This is a genomic window from Mesorhizobium sp. CNPSo 4671, assembly GCF_057784245.1.
The window spans coordinates 1-651 of record NZ_JBWLUW010000072.1 but is presented as its reverse complement, the minus strand read 5'-3'; the positions used below and the strand labels follow the sequence as shown (position 1 = coordinate 651).

General features: G+C 62.8%; 2 protein-coding genes. One reads left to right on the top strand and one right to left on the bottom strand.

Going from position 1 to position 651, the window contains the following annotated elements:
• Positions 1–11: 11 nt before the first annotated feature.
• A complete protein-coding gene (locus AC04SF_RS37410) occupies positions 12–152 on the top strand; it encodes a WGR domain-containing protein (RefSeq protein ID WP_488481879.1) in 141 nt (46 codons plus the stop codon).
• Positions 153–249: 97 nt separating this feature from the next.
• Here AC04SF_RS37410 and AC04SF_RS37405 read toward each other — a convergent pair.
• A partial coding sequence (locus AC04SF_RS37405; protein WP_488481878.1) for a sunset domain-containing protein occupies positions 250–651 on the bottom strand: 402 nt, incomplete at its 5' end.

Below are 651 nucleotides of genomic sequence, written 5' to 3'. Positions count from 1 at the left end.
GCCAGACCTGCCTGGTCCGGCGTTGGGGCCGGATTGGAACCACCGGCCGCACGATACAGCACTCCTTTGATACCGAGGGTGAAGCCGTCGCCCTTTTCCTCGAGCTGCTGCGCGCCAAGCGGATGCGTGGCTATCAGCCGCGATCCGCCTGACGCGCAGAAGCGATCCCGTCTGGTTGCCAGGCAGCTGCTAAGGCGACGGGGCCAGGCTTTGAAGAAAGTCGCTCGTGTAGCCGGCGCGGGCGCGATATCACAAGGCGAAAGTAAGTGATCTTGACACTGCCGCATACTCGCACTTTCTGGGACGCGCCAGCGCAGGCGAAAAGCAGGGCAATACCTGCCCCTGTGGCTTACGCTTTGCTTTGCGCCAACCGGCCGCCACCGCCCCTTCCTCGCTGCAGAACCAGCGCTCTCCCTTGCTGGTGGTGATGACGGTGCGATCGTAATACTCCTGGCCAGGCATGTGATAGATGTGCTCCCCGCGGGCACTGATGTTGCCCTTGATGTTGCAGGCACTGGGCGACGCTGCGAGCAGGGGAGCGATCGTCGATGGCGGTTCGTTGTCAGCGCGATGCTTGGCACGCCAATCCCAAGGCGCTTCAAACGTTCCTGCCCAGATGCCGACTTTTGCCGCCTTGGCCTTCTCCTGCAG